This window comes from Burkholderia sp. BE12 (genome assembly GCF_002959955.1).
In the GTDB taxonomy this organism is placed as follows: domain Bacteria; phylum Pseudomonadota; class Gammaproteobacteria; order Burkholderiales; family Burkholderiaceae; genus Burkholderia.
On sequence record NZ_PREY01000073.1, the window covers coordinates 1 to 2269 of the forward strand.

The 2269-nt window shown below is 63.6% G+C and carries 2 protein-coding genes; one reads left to right on the forward strand and one right to left on the reverse strand.

The features are described 5' to 3' along the window. Positions 1-133 precede the first annotated feature (133 nt). Positions 134-1291, reverse strand: a complete 1158-nt coding sequence (locus C4B30_RS34945; RefSeq protein WP_027783447.1) for a porin — start codon at positions 1289-1291, stop codon at positions 134-136. Between the two features lie 276 nt (positions 1292-1567). Here C4B30_RS34945 and coq7 point away from each other — a divergent pair, with 276 nt between their 5' ends. Continuing rightward, the gene (coq7, locus tag C4B30_RS34950) at positions 1568-2194 is read left to right on the forward strand and encodes a 2-polyprenyl-3-methyl-6-methoxy-1,4-benzoquinone monooxygenase (RefSeq protein WP_027783448.1); all 627 of its coding nucleotides are present in this window, start codon (positions 1568-1570) and stop codon (positions 2192-2194) included. Positions 2195-2269 lie beyond the last annotated feature (75 nt).

Here is a 2269-nt window from a genome sequence, read left to right on the forward strand (position 1 = left end):
GCCGACCGCCGACCGCCGACCGCCTACCGCCGACCGACCGACCGACCGACCGACCGACCGACCCCGTCTCCCTGGAAAAGAAAAAGGCGCCCGAAGGCGCCTTCAATATGCTGCGGCTTGTCAGGCAAGCTGGTTAGAACTTGTGACGGATACCGACGCGTGCCGCGACCTGGTTGCTGGTGCTCGACCCGGCCAGGCCGTTGATCGCTGCCGTTGCCTTCAGGACGTTGCCGTTCGAATCGAGCACGTTGCCCGATGCGTGCTGGTACACGCCGATCGCGTAGACGTCGGTGCGCTTCGACAGGAAGTAGTCGACGCCCAGCGAGCCCTGGTGGTACTTGGCTGCCGAATTGCCGTCGATCTTGCTGCCTTGCGTGTAGTCGTACGCGGCGCCGAGGATCAACGCCGGGGTCAACTGGTACTTGAAGTTGATTTCGCCGTTGTTGAACGTCGCGGTCTGGTTCACGAACGGGCCTGCCGAGAAGCCCTTGAACTTCGTGTTCGAGTACGTCGCGCCGATCGTCGCTGCGCCGAACGTGTACGCGCCGCCTGCACCGATGACCTGGTACGTGTTCGCGTTGTTCGCGTACGCGCCGTAGACCGGCGACGTGACAGCCGTCGTTGCAGCCGTCGAACCGTTGTTGAACATGCCGCCGAAGTTGCCCGGCGTACGTGCGTTCAAGTAACCGACACCGAGGACCAACGGGCCGTTGTTGTAGCCTGCGCCGAGCGACCAGACCTGGTTCTTCGAGAACTGGCCAGCCTGGCCGCCGAAGCTGTACAGGCCGCCGAACGTGAAGCCGCCGTAGCTCTGGCTCGTGAACTTGACCGCGTTGTTCACGCGATACGCGTTGTTGAAGTTGTCGAGGTCGCCCGGGTGAGCGGCGATGTAGCCGCCCCACTGGTCGCCTGCCTCGAGCGGGCCGACGAAGTCGACGACGGAGTCGTACTGACGACCCAGCGTGACCGTACCGTACTGGCTCGACAGGCCGACGTAAGCCTGACGACCGAACATCAGGCTGCCCTGACCGAGCTTGCCGCTGTTCACGTCGAAACCGTTTTCGAGGGTGAAGACCGCCTTCAGGCCGCCACCGAGATCCTCGGTGCCGCGCAGGCCGAAGCGGCTGCCTTGCATCACGCCGCTGGCCATGCTGTACAGGTGCTTGCCGCCTGCGTTGTTGTTGAAGAGCAGGCCTTCATCGATGATGCCGTAAAGCGTCACGCTGCTTTGCGCGTGGGCCGCGCCAGCGAACGCACCCAGCGCGACGAGCGCGAGAAGCGACTTTTTCATTAACGGATCTCCAAGAATCACTGAATTTTTTTGGCGGGGCGGATAGTTATGTTCTGTTGACGGGCCCCATCAACTTCGCAAGAAGTCGCACGTAATGTAGCAAAGCCGTTTTTTGCCACAAAGCGAAATACTGCAGCTCAACGCCGCCATGTTTCCTTTATGCAACAATGGTTAAAATCACGGGTTAACCGCAATTTCCGCTGAATAATCAAGTCGGTTACGCGGCGGACCCATGCCCTTGCCGCGCGCAGCGGTACCTGCAGCCAGGAGAACAGGATGGTGTTGGATGAACTGATCAGCGAATTCGATCGCGGCCTGCGATCGCTGACCGGCATTAGCCGGATGAGCCGGCCGGTGCCCGTGCCGGCCGATACGCCCGACGTCGAACTGACGCCCGCCGAGCGCAAGCACGCGGCCGGGCTGATGCGCGTGAATCACGTCGGAGAGGTCTGCGCGCAGGCGCTCTACCAGGCGCAGAAGCTCACCGCGCGCACGGCGTCGGCGAAGGCGATGTTCGAGGAGGCCGCGCGCGAGGAGGAGGATCACCTCGCGTGGACCGCGCACCGCCTGAAGGAACTCGATTCGCGCCCAAGCCTGCTGAACCCGCTTTGGTATGCCGGCGCACTCGCGATCGGCGTGGCGGCCGGCACGCTCGGTGACAAGGTCAGCCTCGGCTTCATGGCCGAGACGGAGCGACAGGTCGAGAGCCACCTCGAAGGCCACATGTCCGAGTTGCCGCCGACCGACACCGCGTCGCGCGCGATCGTCGACCAGATGCGCATCGACGAGGTAAAGCACGGCAAGGCCGCGACCGACGCCGGGGGAATCGAGCTGCCGCTGCCTGCGCGGATGCTGATGCGCGCCGCGTCGAAAGTCATGACGAGCACTGCGTACCATCTCTGAGATTTGGGCCGGGGCGGCGTGGGACGCCGCCCCGGTTCACCGCCCCCGATACCGCCCGCTCACTCCTCGTTTTCC

Coding starts and splice junctions, on each gene's coding strand:
- coq7 (WP_027783448.1), top strand. CDS start 1,568: ATGGTGTTGGATGAACTGATCAGCGAATTCGATCGCGGCCTGCGATCG.
- C4B30_RS34945 (WP_027783447.1), bottom strand. CDS start 1,291: ATGAAAAAGTCGCTTCTCGCGCTCGTCGCGCTGGGTGCGTTCGCTGGC.